This window comes from Pseudomonas iridis, from assembly GCF_017980685.1.
Classification (GTDB): domain Bacteria; phylum Pseudomonadota; class Gammaproteobacteria; order Pseudomonadales; family Pseudomonadaceae; genus Aquipseudomonas; species Aquipseudomonas iridis.
Window position 1 is genome coordinate 139010 of sequence record NZ_JACXXO010000011.1, and the last position, 16693, is coordinate 155702.

The window sequence follows — 16693 nt, forward strand, 5'->3', positions numbered from 1 at the left end:
GCCAGGTGACTCGATCAGTCACTGTCAGAAGCCGGAACAGGGCTTCGAAATACCGCTAAAGCGCTGGTTCGGTGTTGCCTCTCACCTGCCATGCAGACTTTTGAGGCAGAGACACGACCAATGAATGCATTACGCCCTCCAGCACGTCCCGCGCCGATCACGGCACATATCACCCAGCGCAATCCAAAAATCCTCCTTGGCGGTAAACATCAGCCGACGCTGTTGCGTTATCTCGATGGCTGGCCACGGCGCAGCGGCGGTCCTGCCGCGTTCCTGATCCAGTTCGTTGAGGACGGCGAGTCGCTGAAGCGTTTTGCCAGTGACAGTTTCGATCTGGCGGTGATTCAGTCGCCGAGTCAGGAAGAGGCCTCTGAAATGATCAGGCAACTGGTGCGTGTCGCGCGGCAGGGGCTGATTACCCGCCGCTGATTACGGGTAATCGATCGCCACGATGTAAACGCATTGTTCGCCGGTCGGGGTCTGCACGCGCACTTCGGCATCCAGCGCCTTGCCAATCAAGGCGCGGGCCAACGGCGAATCAATGCTGATCAGGCCCAGCTTCAGATCCAGTTCATCCGGGCCAACGATGCGGTAGCGCGATTGCTTGCCTTCTTCGTCCTCGATGGTGACCCAGGCGCCGAAGTAGACCTTGTTCGGATCGCTGGGTTTTTCGCTGACAACCTTGAGTGCTTCCAGGCGTTTGGTGAGGAAGCGCACACGACTGTCGATTTCGCGCAGCATCTTCTTGCCGTAGGTGTATTCAGCGTTTTCCGAACGATCCCCCTGAGCCGCCGCCTCACTGACCGATTGCGTCACTTGCGGGCGGCGCACGTGCCACAACTCATGGAATTCGGCGCGCATCCGCGCTTCACCCTCAGGGGTGATAAGCGCGGTGCCGGCGGTGCGGGGAGGGCGATAACGGCTCATGGCAACTTCTTGTGGTGACGAGCGCTTGAGTCTATCAACCCTCGCGCAACACTGTCAGCGGACTTGCATTGAGTGCCCGGCGCGTGCCGAACACGCCAGCGCCGCCAATCAGCACTGCGCCAATCAGCGGTAGCACCAGCAGCCACGGATGCGGATGCCACGGCAGATCGAACGCGTAGCGATACAGCACCAGACTCACCACTTCCGAGCCAATTGCCGCGAGCAAACCGCTGACCGCGCCGAGCAGGCCGAACTCGATGCGCCGCGCCTTGATCAGCAATTGCCGCTCCGCACCCAATGCACGCAGGAGCGCGCCTTGGCGGATGCGTTCATCCAGCGTCGCTTGCAACCCGGAAAACAGCACGGCCATGCCCGCCGCCAGGACAAACAACAGCACGTATTCCACCGCCAGAGTGACCTGGGCGAGGATGCTGCGCAGTTGCTCAAGCAAGGCTTCGACCTGAAGGATGGTCACCGCCGGGAAGGCGCGCGACAGTTCGACGATCTGCTGGTCGTGACCCGCGGCCAGATAGAAACTGGTCAGGTAGGTCGCTGGCAGATCCTTCAATGTGCCGGGCTGGAAGATCATGAAGAAGTTCGGCTGGAAGTTGTCCCAGTTGATATCGCGCAGGCTGGTGACTTTCGCTTCGCGATTGACTCCGCCAACACTGAACACCATGTGATCGCCCAGCTTGAGCTTGAGACTCTCGGCAACTTTGCCTTCCACTGACACACCCGGTACATCACCGGTTGGCTGATCGGTCCACCACGATCCGGCGGTCAGTTTGTTGCCGGCCGGCATATCCGCGGCCCAGGTCAGGCTGAGGTCACGTTGCACCGCGCGGTCGCCGGCAGAATCCTTGCTGACGATTTGGCGCACCGGCTCACCGTTGATGCTGATCAGCCGCCCCGGCACGACCGGGTACAGTGGCGCCGCTTGCGCAGACACCTTGATCAGGTGATCGGTGAAAGCCTGCTTGTCCGCCGGCAAAATATTCAGGGCAAAGTAGTTCGGCGCGTTTTTTGGCAGCTGGTTCTGCCAGGTGTCGAGCAGTTCACCACGCAACAGCGCGATCAGCGCCATGGACAACAGGATCAGTCCGAAGGCCAGCGATTGACCCGCTGCGGCCAGTGGGTGGCGCAAAAGTTGGCCGAGGCCAAGACGCCACGGCAACGATGCACGGGCGAGCATCCGCCGCAGGCTTTGCAGCAACAACAGCAGCAGGCCACCCAGCACCAGCGCAGCGACGACGCCACCGCCGAGCAGTGCGAACGTCAGCAGCAGATCAAGGCTCAGGCGCCACATGATCAGACCTAGAGCGCCCAAAGCGGCGCCGTAAACCATCCAGGTACTCGATGGGATCGGCAGCATGTCGCGGCGTAGCACGCGCAATGGCGGTACACGACCCAGCGCGGCGAGCGGCGGCAGGGCGAAACCTGCCAGCGCCACCAACCCGGTGCCGATCCCGGCGATGGCCGGAAACAGGCCGCCCGGTGGCACATCACTCGGCAACAGATCATGCAGCAGCGCAAACAAACCCAACTGTGCCAACCATCCAAGCAAAGCGCCGCTGAGGCTGGCGAGCAGACCCAGTACCGTCAGTTGCAGGCTGAACAACACCATGGTTTCGCGGCGTGACAAGCCGAGGCAACGCAGCAACGCACTGGCATCGAAACGACGGCTGGCGAAGCGATTTGCCGACAGAGCGACGGCCACCCCGGCCAGCAATACCGCGACCAGGCTGGCCATGTTCAGATAGCGTTCGGCTTTGCCCAGCGCACCACCAATCTGTCGGTTGCCGTCGCGGGCATCCTGAATCCGCTGGTTCGCCGCGAGTCCCGGTTTGATCAACTGTCGATAGGTTTCCAGCGCTTGCGGCTCGCCGCGCCACAGTTCGCGGTAGCTCACCCGACTGCCGGGCTGCACCACTGCGGTGGCGGCAAGATCGTCGAGATTGATCAGCACCCGTGGCGTCAGGCTGTAGAAGTTGCCGGCGCGATCCGGCTCGTAGGTCAGCACCCGGGTCAGCTTCAATGTCTTCGAGCCGACATCGATGCTGTCGCCGATCTTCAGATCCAGCGCAGTCAGCAGACGTGCCTCGACCCAGGCTTCGCCCGGTTGTGGTTCGCCGCCGGTCTCTTCAGTGGCGAAGGGCGCCGGGGCGCTTTTCAGTTCGCCGCGCAATGGGTAAGCGCGATCAACCGCTTTGATACTCGACAACTGAATGCCGTTGTCGGTGGCGATGACGCTGGAGAACTCCACCACTTGCGCATGGTTCAGACGCAGCTCGGTGCCGCTCCTGATCTGCTCCTCACGGGCCGGCGAGCTGCCTTCAAGCACCAGGTCTGCGCCGAGAAACTCGGTGGCACGCAACATCATGGCGCCGTTGAGGCGAGCGCCGAAATACCCGATGGCGGTACTCGCGGCCACCGCCACGACGAGGGCGAAGAACAAAACCCGCAATTCTCCGGCGCGGGCATCGCGCAGCAGTTGGCGGAGGGCGAGGCTGAACAGACGCAACATCGGCAGACGTGCCATCAAGGCTCCAGGGGGGCGACCAACAGCCCGGCTTCAAGACGGATCAGACGCCGGCAGCGATGGGCCAGGCGTTCGTCGTGGGTCACCAGCACCAGAGTGGTGCCACGTTCCTTGTTCAATTCGAACAGCAAGTCGCTGATGCGCTCGCCGGTGTGGCTATCGAGGTTGCCGGTGGGTTCATCGGCGAACAACACGTCAGGTTCGGCAGCAAACGCCCGGGCAATCGCCACGCGTTGTTGCTCGCCACCGGACAATTGGCGCGGTGAGTGCGTCAGGCGCTGGCCGAGGCCGACCCGTTGCAGCAATTGGGTGGCGCGCTCACGGGCGTCTTTGCGGCCATCAAGCTCCAGCGGCAACATGACGTTTTCCAGGGCGTTGAGGCTGTCGAGCAATTGGAATGACTGAAAGACGAAACCAACGTGCTCGGCACGAATGCGCGCGCGCTGGTCTTCGTCGAGACCGCTCAGAGCCTGGCCGGCCAGCGTGACTTCGCCGCTGCTGGGCAAGTCGAGCCCGGCGAGCAGGCCCAGGAGGGTGGATTTGCCGGAACCGGACGCGCCAACGATGGCCAGGCTGTCGCCCTTGTTCAGTTCCAGGCTGAGTTCGTGCAGGATAGTCAGTTCACCTTCCGCGCTGGAAACCACTTTGCTGAGGTTCTTCGCGGTGAGAATGCTTGCGCCCATGGAGAATCCGATGCGTGTATGGTTTTTGAGTGCTGGCCTGGCCTTGATGTGCATGGCCCAGAACGCAGCGGCGGGTACTGTCCTGATCGTTGGCGATAGTATCAGCGCCGGTTTCGGCCTGGATACCCGTTTGGGGTGGGTGTCGTTGCTTGAGCAACGGCTTGAACAGGAGGGTTTCGACGATAAAGTGGTCAATGCCTCCATCAGCGGCGACACCAGTGCCGGAGGCCTGGCGCGGCTGCCCGCGCTGCTTGCAGAGCATAAGCCTGATCTGGTCATCCTCGAACTGGGCGGCAATGACGGCCTGCGCGGAATGCCGCCAACGCAATTGCAACAAAACCTTGCGGCGATGATCGACAGTTCGCGACAAAGCGGCGCGAAGGTGCTGCTGCTGGGCATGCAGTTGCCGCCCAACTATGGCAAGCGCTACACCGATGCTTTTGCCGAGGTTTACGGCAAACTCGCCGACGACAGGAAAATCCCGCTGGTGCCGTTTTTCCTCGACGGCGTGGGCGGTCATCCGGACCTGATGCAGGCCGATGGTCTGCACCCGGCGGCCGGGGCTCAAGGCAAGTTGCTGGAAAATGTCTGGCCGACGCTGAAACCGCTGCTTTGAGGCTTTTCTAGCGGCAGGCTTTCGGCTAATGTGGCGCCCCCTTAATCGGAGGCCCCGATGTCGCGTTCTGCCTGGTCCCTTTTTGCCTATCAACTGATCGAGCCTGACGAGCAGCTGGATCTGTTCGCCTGCCAGGAAGTGCGGGTGCATCTGGTGACCCGTCAACTCGAACTCGGTGGCTCGGCCGATCGCACCTTGTGCGGCAGCCTGCTGCCGGCGCAACCGCGCTGGTCGAGCGTTGATCGCCGGGTGTTTCAGGACCAGCGCCTGTGCTCGCTGTGCCGGGCGATCCTTGAGTCGCAGAAGCGCGGCACTTCGCCGATCTGGCCCGAGTTGCGTTTCGAGCTTTAAGAAAAAAGAGCGCAGGCACGGTCTATCGGCCTGTCTCCCCGAATATTCCAAGTGCAGTGTACAATCGCGCTCTTATACCCTTGTTGATCACGCGAAGGATTTTCCGGATGTTGCCGCGCTTTCCTGCCGTCACCCGCTGCCTGTCACTTGCCGCCCTGTGTGTGGCCGGTCCCGTTGCTGCATTGGAGCTTCCCTTGCCACCACCCGGTGAAGACATCGTCGGCCAGGTGCAAGTGATCAAAGCCAAGTACGAAGACACCTTCGCCGATCTGGGCACCACCTACGATCTGGGCTATTCGGAAATGGTCGCGGCCAACCCGGGCGTCGATGCCTGGCTGCCAGGTGCCGGTACCGAGATCGTTCTGCCGACGCGTTTCATTCTGCCGCCGGGCCCGCGTGAAGGTATCGTCATCAACCTTGCCGAATACCGCCTCTATTACTACCCCAAAGGCCGGAACGTGGTGTACACCTTCCCGCTGGGTATCGGCCGTGAAGGCTGGGGTTCGCCGATCGCGCACACCACCATCATCGCCAAAACCCCTAATCCGACCTGGACGCCTCCGGCGTCGATCAAGGCTGAACACGCCGCTGATGGTGATCCGCTGCCAAATGTAGTGCCGGCCGGCCCTGACAACCCGCTGGGCCCGTTCAAGTTCACCCTGGGCACGCCGGGTTACCTGATCCACGGGTCGAACAAGAAGTTCGGCATTGGCATGCGCACCAGCCACGGTTGCTTCCGCATGTTCAACAACAACGTGCTGGAAATGGCTGGCATGGTGCCGGTCGGGACTTCGGTGCGCATCCTCAATGATGCGTACAAGTTCGGTCGCAGTGGCGGCAAGGTCTATCTGGAAGCGCACACGCCGATCGACGACAAAGGCAATCCGTCAGTGGTCGACAAGCACACGGCGGTGATCAACGCGATGCTCAAGCGTGAAGACATCACCAACAACCTGCGCATGAATTGGGATGTGGTGCGCGATGTAGTTGCAGCCGAAGATGGCCTGCCAACCGAAATCGGTACGCCTGGCACCTCGGCGCCGATGGTCTCCAGCGCCCCGATCGATCTGCAGCAGTAAGCTCAGACAAAGAACCCGCCGATGCGTGAGCGTCGGCGGGTTTTTTATTGTCCGGACAAAAGCATCCGGCACAAAAAAGCCGACCCAAAATATGGGTCGGCTTGATAACAATCCCGAAGGACTATTACTTGCGGCTAGCTTTTTCCAGCATGCGCAGAGCACGCTCGTTAGCTTCGTCAGCAGTCTGTTGTGCTTTTTGAGCAGCAGCCAGAGCTTCATCAGCTTTACGGTAAGCTTCGTCTGCACGAGCCTGGGAGCGAGCAGCTGCGTCTTCAGTAGCGGTCAGACGTGCTTCGGTTTCTTTCGATGCGCTGCTGCAACCGGTAGCCAGAACTGCGGCCAGAGCCAGAGCAGAGAATTTCAGAACGTTGTTCATCGTGTTCCCCTTCAAGGACTTTCAATTAAGTGGCTGTCTCCTCCGATTGAGGAAATAGCCGGCGTACATACTACCCATTACTTGTAGTAAGTAAACTGACGTAGAGCAAGAAGCAAAAAAATTGTAGGCGCTGATTCTTTTTCGAGCAACTTTTAACTGGTCTGTTTAAAAAACAACCAGCTGCAAGCCCCGCGCTGAGCGAGTCAAACAGAAAAAGTTCCCGTCGAAGCGTGTTGTTTTTGCAGTGTTGGCTAAAGTCTTTCTAGATGGATTCGTCCACACTTTTGTTCTGATTTTGCGTGCTGCTTCGCTTATCTTTGTCCATGTTGAGGTGACTTTAAAAAAGGTTGCACGTCTTAAGTCTCAACATCCGGCAATGTTCAGGTAAGCGGCCCGGGAAGATCTTCTCCCAAACCGTCCCTGCGTCCATCGGAGCAACCCGCGTCAACCCGCTTGATGACGAGCGTACCTTGAGCAATTTTGCCAATGGTGCCTACTATTTATCAGGTGCTCGGTTGTACGAGATCGGTGTGTCTCTTCTCGGTGTCGATCCGGCACGGGGTGGCGTAGATGTTCCTTCGCCGGAAAAACATCGGTAAGGTAGGGGTCAGAATCCAAGACCCGCGAGGAGTAGTGATGAGCGAGGCGTTGTCCATCCACCATGACCAGGCTGGTCATCAGTTCGAGACCAATGTGGACGGTCATCGTGCCTACCTGACCTATATGGATCTGGGGAAACAGACCCTGGATATCTATCGCACATTCGTGCCCAACGCCTTGCGCGGTCGTGGCATTGCGGCGGCGCTGACCGAAAGCGCGCTGCAATATGCCGAAGAAATGGGCTACACGGTGATTCCATCCTGCTCCTACGTCGAGCGTTACATGGAGCGTCACCAGCGCCGCGCCGCAAAGATCTGAATCGCACACACAAAAACGCCGGGCAATGCCCGGCGTTTTTTTATGCCTGTAAAACGCGTATCAGCTGCGCTGGCGTTTTGGCAGAACATCCTTGAGCTTGGCGTGCATGCTGCGCAGGGTGTTTTCGGTAGCGGACCAGTCGATGCAGGCATCGGTGATCGACACGCCGTATTGCAGATCGGCGAGGTCTTTCGGAATCGCCTGGCAGCCCCAGTTCAAGTGACTCTCGACCATCAGGCCGATGATCGACTGGTTGCCTTCGAGGATCTGGTTGGCGACGTTTTCCATCACCAGCGGTTGCAGGGCCGGATCCTTGTTGGAGTTGGCGTGGCTGCAGTCGACCATGATGTTGGGCTTGATCTTCGCCTTGTTCAACGCCTGCTCGCACAGCGCAACGCTGACCGAGTCGTAGTTCGGCTTGCCATTGCCGCCACGCAGCACCACGTGACCGTAAGCGTTGCCTTTGGTGGTGACGATCGACACGCCACCTTCCTGGTTGATCCCCAGGAAACGGTGCGGGCTGGAGACCGACTGCAAGGCGTTGATCGCCACGGTCAGGCCGCCATCGGTGCCGTTCTTGAAACCGACTGCCGAGGACAGGCCGGAAGCCATTTCACGGTGAGTCTGGGATTCGGTGGTACGCGCGCCGATGGCCGACCAGCTGATCAGGTCCTGCAGATACTGCGGGGAGATCGGGTCGAGGGCTTCGGTCGCGGTCGGCAGGCCTTTTTCAGCCAGGTCCAGCAGCAACTGACGACCGATGTGCAGACCGTCCTGGATCTTGAACGAGTCGTCCAGGTACGGATCGTTGATCAGGCCTTTCCAGCCGACGGTGGTCCGCGGCTTTTCGAAATACACGCGCATGACCAGATACAAGGTGTCGGAGACTTCCGCGGCCAGCACCTTCAGGCGCTCGGCGTATTCGTGGGCAGCCTTGATGTCGTGGATCGAGCACGGGCCGATCACTACGAACAGACGGTGGTCGGTGCCATCAAGAATGTTGCGAATGACTTCGCGGCCCTTGGTGACGGTGCGCAGGGCGGCGTCGCTCAGAGGGATATCACGCTTGAGCTGATCAGGTGTGATCAGGGTCTCGTTAGAGGCGACGTTTAGGTCGTTGATCGGTAAATCAGCCATCGTTTACTCGTCAGGTCACGGGTGCCGGCCGCCAGCGATCCCCGCGCGGCGGAGCACAGCGGATTTAAGCGCGTCGGGGAGCGGAACCTTAGCGCGTCAGGCGCTGCTCGACAATGGGCAAACGCCGCTTTAATCCAGCACTGGCAGGGTAAAAGCCTTGCTCACGCTGTCGTGGGAGAACTCGTCGGCGTGTTGTTCGACCCATTGCAGGGCCGCCGCTTGAATATTCTGCAGGCCATCGTGGGCGTCGTTGATGCGGCAGTAGCGTTCAATCTGACACACCTGCTCACCCATTCGTGCACTGAACAGCGTTTGTTCGTCGGTGAAGGCGATGCCCACCAGATAACCTTTTTTGCGGCGCAGACACCACGCCACATAGCCCGGAAAACACATGTCGGCGTTGAGTGTCGGCAGGCGTACTTGCAGCGCCGTGCCATGGCGCCAGGCACGGTGGTAATTGCAAGCGATGCCGCCGAGGCTGATAGTGTGCAGCTGTTGCCTGGAAATACATTCGGGCGTGAGCAACGTCAGTTCAACCGGCACTTCGTCCGGATGAGGAATGAAACGTCCCATGAGCACAGACTCCCTGTGTCAGCCATTTGACATTGTTTCCCCCAGTATAGTGGTCGAATCCGAACTGACCGATTTCGACGCCGACCAAAGGCTGTTGGCGATGAGCGGCGTTTCGCTGGTGATTTTCACCAGCGTCGGCTGCGCCAGTTGCCGCTTCGCCCGCGAAGTGTTGCCGGGATTCGCATTGGCGGTGGATCGTCTGTGCTGGATTGATGCGGGCAACAACGGCGGTCTGGTCGAGCGTTATCAGGTCTTTCATTTGCCGGCGCTGTTTGTAGTGCGCGACGGCGAGTTCTTTGGTGCGTTGCACACGCGCCTGACAGCTGACGCACTCAACACGGCAGTGGCGCAGGCACTGGGTCGAATTGCAGAGGAGTTGCCATAAATGGGGACAATCAACAAACCGGTGGTGGGGATTATCGGCACCGGTGCGATCGGCGGGTTCTATGGGTTGATGCTGGCGCGGGCGGGGTTCGATGTGCACTTTCTGTTGCGCAGCGAGTTTTCTGCCGTCGCCGAGCGTGGCTTGCAGGTGGACAGTGCGGTGCATGGCCCGCTCAAGCTCGATCCGGTACAGGCCTATTCTGCAGCTGACGACATGCCAAAATGCGACTGGCTGCTGGTCGGCGCCAAGACCACCAGCAATGCCGGGCTGGCGCCGTCGATCATTGCGGCGGCCAAGCCAGGCGCGAAAGTGCTGGTGCTGCAAAACGGTCTGGACGTCGAAGACAGCCTGCGCGAATTGTTGCCGGACTCCCTGCATCTGCTCGGCGGTCTGTGCCTGATTTGCGTGCATCGCGACGGCCCGGGTCTGATCACCCATCAGGCGCTCGGCGCAGTCAACGTCGGTTATCACAGCGGGCCTGCTACTGATGATGCGGCGCGCATGGCCATCGTCGAAGAGGGTTGCGAGTTGTTCCGTGCCGCCGGCATTGATTCTCAGGCGATGCCCAATCTGCATCAGGCGCGTTGGCAGAAGCTGATCTGGAACATTCCCTACAACGGTCTCTCGGTGCTGCTCGGCGCGGGCACCACGGCGCTGATGGCCGATGCTGACAGTCGCGCGCTGATCCAGGCGTTGATGGCCGAGGTTGTGCAGGGCGCCAAGGCGTGCGGCCAGGACGTGGCGCCCGGTTACGCCGACTTCCTGTTTACGATGACCGAGAAACTGCCCGACTATTGGCCGAGCATGTACCACGATTTTCTGCACAAGCGACCGCTGGAACTGGAGGCCATCTACGCCCGGCCCCTGGCGGCGGCGAAAGCGGCAGGGTGTGAATTGCCGCGCATCGAAGCGTTGTATCGAACATTGAGTTTTATTGACCGACGCAACACGTGAGTCGGTTTTCTGCGCAGGGCGGGGGAAGGCATGGCGAAAAACATTGATGACAAACTGGTGCTGGCGATTTCGTCGCGTGCCTTGTTCGACCTGAGCGAGAGCCACAAGGTTTACCTGTCGAGCGGCGTCGAAGCCTACCGGCAATATCAGATCGAACACGAAGACGAGATCCTCGCGCCGGGTGATGCGTTCCCGCTGGTGGAAAAACTCCTGAACCTGAACAGTCGTCTCGGCCGTGCACGGGTAGAAGTGATTCTGGTGTCGCGCAACAGCGCCGACACCGGATTGCGCGTCTTCAATTCGATTCACCATTATGGTCTGGCCATTTCCCGCGCGGCGTTCGTCGGTGGGCGCAGTCCTTATCCCTACCTCAAAGCGTTTGGTTGCGACCTGTTTCTCTCCACGCATGCCGAAGACGTGCGCGCTGCGCTGGATGCCGGTTTCGCGGCGGCGACGATTTTGTCCGGAGGCGCCAGTCGCGCGGCCAGCGATGAATTGCGCATCGCCTTTGACGGTGACGCCGTGATTTTTTCCGACGAGTCGGAGCGGGTTTATCAGTCCGGTGGGCTCGAAGCATTCCAGGCCAAGGAACGAGAGTCGGCGCGTGAGCCATTGCGTGGCGGGCCGTTCAAAGGCTTTCTGGCGGCGCTCAATCTGTTGCAGCGCGAGTTCCCTGACGACGACTGCCCGATCCGCACGGCGCTGGTCACCGCGCGTTCGGCGCCGGCCCATGAGCGGGTGATTCGCACGTTGCGTGAATGGGACATCCGCCTCGACGAATCCCTGTTTCTCGGTGGCCTGACCAAATCGGCGTTTCTCGAAGCGTTTGCCGCCGACGTGTTCTTCGACGATCAGGCCGGTCATTGCGAACTGGCCCGTGAAGTGGTCGCCACCGGCCATGTGCCGCATGGCATCAGCAACGAGCCGACGATCTAAAGCCCCGTGCTTCAAGACGTTGCGTCGCCCGTCGTACTCGTCAAGGCACTGCTAAGCTGAATCAAATCTCCGCCATGTTGGCTTGCGAGGAGGTCATATGATTCGTTCGATGCTGTATGCCACTGACCTCGGTCTGTACGCACCGTTAGTGATGCAGCATGCCTTGGCGTTGGCTAGGACGTTCGATGCCGATCTGTATGTGGTTCACGCGGTGGAGCCGATGGGGCTGTTCGCCGAATCGGTGTTGCAGAGTTATCTCGACGAGCAGGCGTTGAACGAATTCCATAGCCAGGGTCTGAGAACAGTCATCGCCAATATCGAGCAGCGCGTACTGGAGAGTTTTCGCGAAGAGCTGGGGGAAGAGGGCGAGCAGGACTTGCAGCGGATTCGTGCCGTGCGCGTGGTGCAGGGTGATCCGTCACAGGTGATTCTCGACCAGGTGCAGAAACTCTCTGTCGACCTGCTGATCGTAGGAAGTCACAGCCACGGGGTAGGCGCGGAAACACCATTGGGGCGCACGGCGGCGCGGGTCCTGCAATTGGCCAAGGTCCCGGTTTATCTGGTGCCGTTGGTGGAGCGACGGCGGCGCGAAGATCGCTGAGGCAGGAATAGTGGCGATTTGACAAAAAAGTTCTAGATTTATTATTTAAACCATTAATATAGTTATATATCGTCGCTGATGCCCGTGGCGTCTACCTGCTTTGAGGGATACATATGAAGCTTCAACAATTGCGCTACATCTGGGAAGTGGCGCACCACGACCTCAACGTTTCCGCTACAGCCCAAAGCCTTTACACCTCGCAACCGGGCATCAGTAAACAGATCCGACTGCTGGAAGACGAACTCGGCGTTGAAGTATTTGCCCGCAGCGGCAAGCACCTGACCCGCGTTACCCCCGCCGGTGAGCGCATCATCACCACCGCCGGTGAGATTCTGCGCAAGGTTGAAAGCATCAAGCAGATCGCCCAGGAATTCTCCAACGAGAAGAAAGGCACCCTGTCGATCGCCACTACCCACACTCAGGCACGTTATGCACTGCCGCCGGTGATCAGCAATTTCATCAAGCAATACCCGGACGTGGCGCTGCACATGCATCAGGGCTCACCGATGCAGATCGCCGAAATGGCGGCTGACGGCACCGTCGATTTCGCCATCGCCACCGAAGCGCTGGAACTGTTCGGCGATCTGGTGATGATGCCGTGCTACCGCTGGAACCGCTGCGTGGTCGTGCCACAGGGCCATCCGCTGACCAAGCTGCCGAAGCTGACCCTCGAAGCGCTGGCTGAATACCCGATCGTGACTTACGTGTTCGGTTTCACCGGCCGTTCGAAACTCGACGAAGCCTTCAGCCATCGTGGTCTGACGCCGAAAGTGGTGTTCACTGCCGCCGACGCCGACGTGATCAAAACCTACGTGCGTCTGGGACTGGGCGTGGGCATCGTCGCCAAAATGGCGGTCGATACCAAACTCGACAGCGACCTGGTGGTGCTGGATGCCAGCGAGTTGTTCGAATCGAGCGTCACCAAGATCGGGTTCCGTCGCGGCACCTTCCTGCGTGGTTTCATGTGCGACTTCATCGAGAAGTTTGCCCCGCACCTGACCCGCGAAGTAATGGCCAAAGCCATCGCCTGCCACAACAAGCAGGAGCTGGAAGAGCTGTTCGACGGCGTCGAACTGCCGGTCCACTGATCGCCTGCCTCAGAGCACCTCGGTAACAGCAAATTGTTGCCGGGTGCCCGCCACCTGAATCTCCACCTCATCCCCCTCGAACTTGCCCAGCAGGCTTTTGCCCAGCGGCGAGCGCGGCGTGATGACGGTAATCGGTTGACCCACCACATCGATTTTCAAGCCTGCAGCGTCCGGCGCCAGAAACAGCCATTGCTCGCGGCCCTTTTCGTCTTCCAGGCCGAGAAGGGCGCCAACCTCGATGCCACGGTTTTCGTCATAGGGGCGCAGCGTCAGGTTCTGGCACAGCGCCAGTGACTGTCGGATTTCCTCGACGCGTTTCGCTTGCCCCGCCGCCAGATAAGACGCCTCAAGTCCAAGCGTGTCGTACTTGTTCTCGGCGATGTTCTCTTCGTGGGTCGCGGTTTCGTAAGCGGTTTGCGCGGCGCGTTCGGCTATATCGAGGTCGATGCGCAGCTTGTCGAGGATCAGTTGGTGGACGCTGTGTTTGTTCATGATCAATCGCAGAATTGCAAAACGTTGGCGCGGCTTTTTTCGCTGGGCGCGGTTTGGTCCTGTTGCAACCAGAACTGACATTTCGGGTTCGACAGATTGCGGCGGCTTTCGCGTGCCTGATCCAGACGATTCTGTTGCTCGTTCTTGCGCAGGTTTTCTTCGTACTGGTCGAACAGCGGACTCTGCGGCGCAACGTCCGGCACCGGTTGCACGACAGGTGGAGTAGCCATTTGCTGGACTGCCTGAGCCACCGGCGCCAATTGTTCGTTGAACACAAAACGCGAGAGCAGCCAGCAGGTCAGTGCGATCGCGAGGAAACCCAGCCACATACCCAAGGCAATACTGCCGGTCAAATGCAGCGCGCTAAGCTGAACAGGCAAGGGGCGACGCGGGTTGGGACGATAGGGCATGGCTGCCTCCTGGCGGATGGTTGCGGGCAAGGGGCGATTGTCGCACGAAGATTAATCGCCGTCGGCTCTTCTGCATCAGCTCATTAATGCGGACAATCGGTGCTTTTGCCAACGGGAGTCTTGAATGCCGTCACTGAATACCCGCTGGGATATTTTTTGCACCGTCGTCGACAACTACGGCGACATCGGCGTGACCTGGCGTCTGGCCCGCCAATTGGTGGCCGAGCATTCGCTGGCCGTGCGGCTGTGGGTTGATGATCTGCGTGCGTTCGAACGTATTTGTCCAGAGATCGATATCAACGCCGCGCAACAATGGCAGCAAGGTGTAGAGGTGCGGCACTGGCCGAGCGAGTGGTTGCCCATCGACGCCGCTGACGTGGTGATCGCAGCGTTCGCCTGCCAGTTACCGAGTGCCTATATGGACGTCATGGCCGAACGGGAGAAGCCACCGCTGTGGTTGAACCTCGACTATCTCAGTGCCGAAGACTGGGTCACCGGGTGCCACGGCCTGCCGTCGGTCAAATACAAGTCGGTGCAGAAAATCTTCTTCTTCCCGGGGTTCCGCCCCGGTACGGGTGGACTGCTGCGCGAACGCGGTTTGCTTGAGCACCGACGGAAGTTTCAGCGCGATGCCCAGGCGCAGCGACAATTCCTGCAAGGTCTGGGCATCGAGCGCGCGCCCGACGCACAGTTGATCTCGTTATTTGCCTACGAGAACGCCGGGCTGGCCAGTTGGCTGGACGTGTTGGCGGCTAGCGCGACGCCCACCCATTTGCTGGTGCCGGAAGGACGGATTCTCGGTGACGTTGCGCGATGGCTCGGGGTGGAATCCCTGGCCGTCGGAGCGATTGATGTCCGTCAGGCGCTGACCGTGCAGGTGCTGCCGTTCATCCGTCAGGATCAATACGATCACCTGCTCTGGTGCTGCGATTTCAACGCGGTGCGCGGTGAAGACTCATTTGTCCGGGCGCAGTGGGCGGGGCGGCCGATGCTGTGGCACATCTATCAGCAGGACGAAGACATCCATCTGGACAAGCTCGATGCCTTCCTTGCCCTGTATACGAAAGGCCTCTCGCCGGCAGCAGCCCATGCGATGAACGGTCTATGGCAGGCGTGGAGTGCGGGGCAGCCGATTGGCGATCAATGGCTCAGCGCGCGTAAACACTGGCCAGAACTGCAGGAAAATGCCGAAGCATGGTGTCTGGAACAAGGCTTGCAGGCCGATCTTGCCGCAGCGCTGGTACAGTTTTACCTAAATTGGATATGATACGCGGCCTAGATTTATGTAAATCCCATCCAAATTCGGATATTCGCAATGAAAACTGGTAAAGAACTCAAACCCGGTACCGTGATCCGTCTCGAAAACGATCCTTGGCTGGTTCAGAAAGCTGAATTCACCAAGTCGGGCCGTAACAGCGCGATCATGAAGACCAAGCTGAAAAACCTGCTGACCGGTTACAAGACCGAGATCGTTTACAGCGCTGACGACAAACTGGACGACGTGATCCTCGACCGCAAAGAAGCGACCCTGTCCTTCATCAGCGGCGACACCTACACGTTCATGGACACCACTGACTACACCATGTACGAGCTGAACGCTGAAGACATCGAAGCCGTTCTGCCTTTCGTTGAAGAAGGCATGACCGATGTTTGCGAAGCGATCTTCTTCGAAGAGCGTCTGGTTTCGGTAGAACTGCCGACCACCATCGTGCGCGTCGTTGACTACACCGAAGGTTCGGCTCGTGGCGACACTTCCGGCAAGGTAATGAAGCCAGCCAAACTGGCCAACGGTACCGAGCTGCAAGTTGCTGACTTTATCGAAATCGGTGACAAGATCGAAATCGACACCCGCGAAGGCGGTTCCTACAAAGGCCGTGCCAAATAAGCACTGTTTTTTGCGGAAAGAAAAAGCCCGACCATTGAGTCGGGCTTTTTTGTGCCTGCAGGTTACGTTGTTTTGCCTTGTTTACACGGTGACGTGCAGACGTACTTCGACATTGCCACGCGTGGCGTTGGAGTACGGGCAGACCTGGTGAGCAGCGTCGACCAGGCTTTGTGCGTCGACCTGTTCAAGGCCTGGCAGGCTGATGTGCAAGTCGATGTCCAGACCGAAACCACCAGGGATCTGGCCGATACCGACATGGGCGGTGATCGAGGCGTCGTCCGGGATTTTGCGTTTGGTCTGGCTGGCGACGAATTTCAGTGCGCCGATGAAGCAGGCCGAATAGCCGGCGGCGAACAGTTGTTCAGGGTTGGTCGCCGCGCCGCCAGCACCACCTAGTTCTTTCGGGGTGGCAAGTTTGACGTCGAGGACGTTGTCGCTGGAGATCGCACGACCGTCACGGCCGCCGGTGGAGGTTGCGATTGCAGTGTAGAGAGTTTGCATGGTGTGGTCCTCGTTGGGTGTGTCGAATCGCGCTAATTATTTGTGCGCTAATTAAGTTCGGGGTGAATGTAGCTCGCTAATATTTAGTGCGCAAGATAAATTTTCGGAAATAGTTGGCTTCATTAGTCCGGGAGGAGCGCCAAGAGCGTCAGAACCCTTGATCCAGAGCAGTTATCAGCATTGAGCGGGGAGGGGGAAATGCACAGCGCAGGGTTCAACTGCAGGAGCTGCGGCACGCTGCG

Annotated in this window: 21 protein-coding genes; 12 read left to right on the top strand and 9 right to left on the bottom strand. The window is 59.4% G+C overall.

What is annotated here, in order from left to right:
* The first annotated feature begins 120 nt into the window (after positions 1 to 120).
* The gene (locus IEQ42_RS18730) at positions 121 to 429 is read left to right on the top strand and encodes a class I SAM-dependent methyltransferase (RefSeq protein WP_210704611.1); all 309 of its coding nucleotides are present in this window, start codon (positions 121 to 123) and stop codon (positions 427 to 429) included.
* Here the strand turns inward: IEQ42_RS18730 and greB are convergent, their stop codons facing one another.
* From greB to IEQ42_RS18745, 3 genes are read right to left on the bottom strand one after another with little or no spacing between them, the layout of a single operon-like run.
* On the bottom strand, positions 430 to 927 hold the full coding sequence (gene greB, locus IEQ42_RS18735) for a transcription elongation factor GreB (protein ID WP_210704613.1): 498 nt from the start codon (positions 925 to 927) through the stop codon (positions 430 to 432). It abuts the gene before it with no gap.
* A gap of 34 nt (positions 928 to 961) precedes the next feature.
* Entirely contained in the window at positions 962 to 3466 is a 2505-nt protein-coding gene (locus IEQ42_RS18740; RefSeq protein ID WP_210704615.1) for an ABC transporter permease, read from the bottom strand.
* Positions 3466 to 4149 carry an ABC transporter ATP-binding protein gene (locus IEQ42_RS18745; RefSeq protein WP_150593137.1) on the bottom strand — a complete coding sequence of 228 codons (684 nt, stop codon included), beginning with the start codon at positions 4147 to 4149 and terminating at the stop codon, positions 3466 to 3468. Before IEQ42_RS18745 ends, IEQ42_RS18740 begins: the two co-directional genes overlap by 1 nt.
* 10 nt (positions 4150 to 4159) lie before the next feature.
* On the opposite strand from IEQ42_RS18745, the gene IEQ42_RS18750 reads away from it, so the two are divergent.
* From IEQ42_RS18750 to IEQ42_RS18760, 3 genes are all read left to right on the top strand, one after another.
* Complete coding sequence (locus tag IEQ42_RS18750; protein ID WP_210704617.1) at positions 4160 to 4765, top strand: arylesterase; 606 nt, start codon at positions 4160 to 4162, stop codon at positions 4763 to 4765.
* Between the two features lie 57 nt (positions 4766 to 4822).
* Positions 4823 to 5116 (top strand): hypothetical protein, encoded by a 294-nt coding sequence (locus IEQ42_RS18755; RefSeq protein WP_007908575.1) that lies wholly within the window; start codon positions 4823 to 4825, stop codon positions 5114 to 5116.
* A gap of 107 nt (positions 5117 to 5223) precedes the next feature.
* On the top strand, positions 5224 to 6195 hold the full coding sequence (locus IEQ42_RS18760) for a L,D-transpeptidase family protein (RefSeq protein WP_210704618.1): 972 nt from the start codon (positions 5224 to 5226) through the stop codon (positions 6193 to 6195).
* A gap of 124 nt (positions 6196 to 6319) precedes the next feature.
* Here the strand turns inward: IEQ42_RS18760 and oprI are convergent, their stop codons facing one another.
* On the bottom strand, positions 6320 to 6571 hold the full coding sequence (gene oprI, locus IEQ42_RS18765; RefSeq protein WP_003183784.1) for an outer membrane lipoprotei OprI: 252 nt from the start codon (positions 6569 to 6571) through the stop codon (positions 6320 to 6322).
* Positions 6572 to 7207: 636 nt separating this feature from the next.
* Here oprI and IEQ42_RS18770 point away from each other — a divergent pair.
* A complete protein-coding gene (locus tag IEQ42_RS18770) occupies positions 7208 to 7489 on the top strand; it encodes a GNAT family N-acetyltransferase (RefSeq protein ID WP_003226804.1) in 282 nt (93 codons plus the stop codon).
* Between the two features lie 60 nt (positions 7490 to 7549).
* On the opposite strand, the gene IEQ42_RS18775 is transcribed toward IEQ42_RS18770, so the two are convergent.
* Together IEQ42_RS18775 and IEQ42_RS18780 are read right to left on the bottom strand one after the other, a co-directional pair.
* Positions 7550 to 8626 (bottom strand): 3-deoxy-7-phosphoheptulonate synthase, encoded by a 1077-nt coding sequence (locus IEQ42_RS18775; protein WP_042560279.1) that lies wholly within the window; start codon positions 8624 to 8626, stop codon positions 7550 to 7552.
* 129 nt (positions 8627 to 8755) lie between these two features.
* Positions 8756 to 9199, bottom strand: coding sequence for a PilZ domain-containing protein (locus IEQ42_RS18780; RefSeq protein WP_200616728.1), 444 nt, complete (start codon positions 9197 to 9199; stop codon positions 8756 to 8758).
* Here IEQ42_RS18780 and IEQ42_RS18785 point away from each other — a divergent pair.
* The 5 genes from IEQ42_RS18785 to cysB all read left to right on the top strand — a co-directional run bounded on the left by IEQ42_RS18785 (position 9198) and on the right by cysB (position 13163).
* The gene (locus IEQ42_RS18785) at positions 9198 to 9584 is read left to right on the top strand and encodes a thioredoxin family protein (RefSeq protein WP_210704620.1); all 387 of its coding nucleotides are present in this window, start codon (positions 9198 to 9200) and stop codon (positions 9582 to 9584) included. The two genes, IEQ42_RS18780 and IEQ42_RS18785, sit on opposite strands and share 2 nt — an antisense overlap.
* The gene (locus tag IEQ42_RS18790; protein ID WP_210704622.1) at positions 9585 to 10538 is read left to right on the top strand and encodes a putative 2-dehydropantoate 2-reductase; all 954 of its coding nucleotides are present in this window, start codon (positions 9585 to 9587) and stop codon (positions 10536 to 10538) included.
* A 30-nt stretch (positions 10539 to 10568) separates the two neighbouring features.
* Complete coding sequence (locus IEQ42_RS18795) at positions 10569 to 11474, top strand: 5'-nucleotidase (protein WP_210704624.1); 906 nt, start codon at positions 10569 to 10571, stop codon at positions 11472 to 11474.
* Between the two features lie 97 nt (positions 11475 to 11571).
* Entirely contained in the window at positions 11572 to 12075 is a 504-nt protein-coding gene (locus IEQ42_RS18800; protein ID WP_210704626.1) for a universal stress protein, read from the top strand.
* A gap of 113 nt (positions 12076 to 12188) precedes the next feature.
* Complete coding sequence (gene cysB, locus IEQ42_RS18805; protein ID WP_042560273.1) at positions 12189 to 13163, top strand: HTH-type transcriptional regulator CysB; 975 nt, start codon at positions 12189 to 12191, stop codon at positions 13161 to 13163.
* 9 nt (positions 13164 to 13172) lie between these two features.
* On the opposite strand, the gene IEQ42_RS18810 is transcribed toward cysB, so the two are convergent.
* Both IEQ42_RS18810 and IEQ42_RS18815 read right to left on the bottom strand, forming a co-directional pair.
* Positions 13173 to 13655, bottom strand: coding sequence for a GreA/GreB family elongation factor (locus IEQ42_RS18810; protein ID WP_210704627.1), 483 nt, complete (start codon positions 13653 to 13655; stop codon positions 13173 to 13175).
* Between the two features lie 2 nt (positions 13656 to 13657).
* Positions 13658 to 14065 (bottom strand): hypothetical protein, encoded by a 408-nt coding sequence (locus IEQ42_RS18815; RefSeq protein WP_210704628.1) that lies wholly within the window; start codon positions 14063 to 14065, stop codon positions 13658 to 13660.
* Between the two features lie 124 nt (positions 14066 to 14189).
* On the opposite strand from IEQ42_RS18815, the gene earP reads away from it, so the two are divergent.
* Positions 14190 to 15332, top strand: a complete 1143-nt coding sequence (earP, locus tag IEQ42_RS18820; protein WP_210704630.1) for an elongation factor P maturation arginine rhamnosyltransferase EarP — start codon at positions 14190 to 14192, stop codon at positions 15330 to 15332.
* A gap of 48 nt (positions 15333 to 15380) precedes the next feature.
* A complete protein-coding gene (locus IEQ42_RS18825; RefSeq protein ID WP_007908599.1) occupies positions 15381 to 15950 on the top strand; it encodes an elongation factor P in 570 nt (189 codons plus the stop codon).
* 81 nt (positions 15951 to 16031) lie between these two features.
* Here IEQ42_RS18825 and IEQ42_RS18830 read toward each other — a convergent pair whose 3' ends face one another.
* A complete protein-coding gene (locus IEQ42_RS18830) occupies positions 16032 to 16451 on the bottom strand; it encodes an organic hydroperoxide resistance protein (RefSeq protein ID WP_210622892.1) in 420 nt (139 codons plus the stop codon).
* Positions 16452 to 16693: the final 242 nt, after the last annotated feature.

Coding starts and splice junctions, on each gene's coding strand:
- IEQ42_RS18730 (WP_210704611.1), top strand. CDS start 121: ATGAATGCATTACGCCCTCCAGCACGTCCCGCGCCGATCACGGCACAT.
- greB (WP_210704613.1), bottom strand. CDS start 927: ATGAGCCGTTATCGCCCTCCCCGCACCGCCGGCACCGCGCTTATCACC.
- IEQ42_RS18740 (WP_210704615.1), bottom strand. CDS start 3,466: ATGGCACGTCTGCCGATGTTGCGTCTGTTCAGCCTCGCCCTCCGCCAA.
- IEQ42_RS18745 (WP_150593137.1), bottom strand. CDS start 4,149: ATGGGCGCAAGCATTCTCACCGCGAAGAACCTCAGCAAAGTGGTTTCC.
- IEQ42_RS18750 (WP_210704617.1), top strand. CDS start 4,160: ATGCGTGTATGGTTTTTGAGTGCTGGCCTGGCCTTGATGTGCATGGCC.
- IEQ42_RS18755 (WP_007908575.1), top strand. CDS start 4,823: ATGTCGCGTTCTGCCTGGTCCCTTTTTGCCTATCAACTGATCGAGCCT.
- IEQ42_RS18760 (WP_210704618.1), top strand. CDS start 5,224: ATGTTGCCGCGCTTTCCTGCCGTCACCCGCTGCCTGTCACTTGCCGCC.
- oprI (WP_003183784.1), bottom strand. CDS start 6,571: ATGAACAACGTTCTGAAATTCTCTGCTCTGGCTCTGGCCGCAGTTCTG.
- IEQ42_RS18770 (WP_003226804.1), top strand. CDS start 7,208: ATGAGCGAGGCGTTGTCCATCCACCATGACCAGGCTGGTCATCAGTTC.
- IEQ42_RS18775 (WP_042560279.1), bottom strand. CDS start 8,626: ATGGCTGATTTACCGATCAACGACCTAAACGTCGCCTCTAACGAGACC.
- IEQ42_RS18785 (WP_210704620.1), top strand. CDS start 9,198: ATGAGCACAGACTCCCTGTGTCAGCCATTTGACATTGTTTCCCCCAGT.
- IEQ42_RS18780 (WP_200616728.1), bottom strand. CDS start 9,199: ATGGGACGTTTCATTCCTCATCCGGACGAAGTGCCGGTTGAACTGACG.
- IEQ42_RS18790 (WP_210704622.1), top strand. CDS start 9,585: ATGGGGACAATCAACAAACCGGTGGTGGGGATTATCGGCACCGGTGCG.
- IEQ42_RS18795 (WP_210704624.1), top strand. CDS start 10,569: ATGGCGAAAAACATTGATGACAAACTGGTGCTGGCGATTTCGTCGCGT.
- IEQ42_RS18800 (WP_210704626.1), top strand. CDS start 11,572: ATGATTCGTTCGATGCTGTATGCCACTGACCTCGGTCTGTACGCACCG.
- cysB (WP_042560273.1), top strand. CDS start 12,189: ATGAAGCTTCAACAATTGCGCTACATCTGGGAAGTGGCGCACCACGAC.
- IEQ42_RS18810 (WP_210704627.1), bottom strand. CDS start 13,655: ATGAACAAACACAGCGTCCACCAACTGATCCTCGACAAGCTGCGCATC.
- IEQ42_RS18815 (WP_210704628.1), bottom strand. CDS start 14,065: ATGCCCTATCGTCCCAACCCGCGTCGCCCCTTGCCTGTTCAGCTTAGC.
- earP (WP_210704630.1), top strand. CDS start 14,190: ATGCCGTCACTGAATACCCGCTGGGATATTTTTTGCACCGTCGTCGAC.
- IEQ42_RS18825 (WP_007908599.1), top strand. CDS start 15,381: ATGAAAACTGGTAAAGAACTCAAACCCGGTACCGTGATCCGTCTCGAA.
- IEQ42_RS18830 (WP_210622892.1), bottom strand. CDS start 16,451: ATGCAAACTCTCTACACTGCAATCGCAACCTCCACCGGCGGCCGTGAC.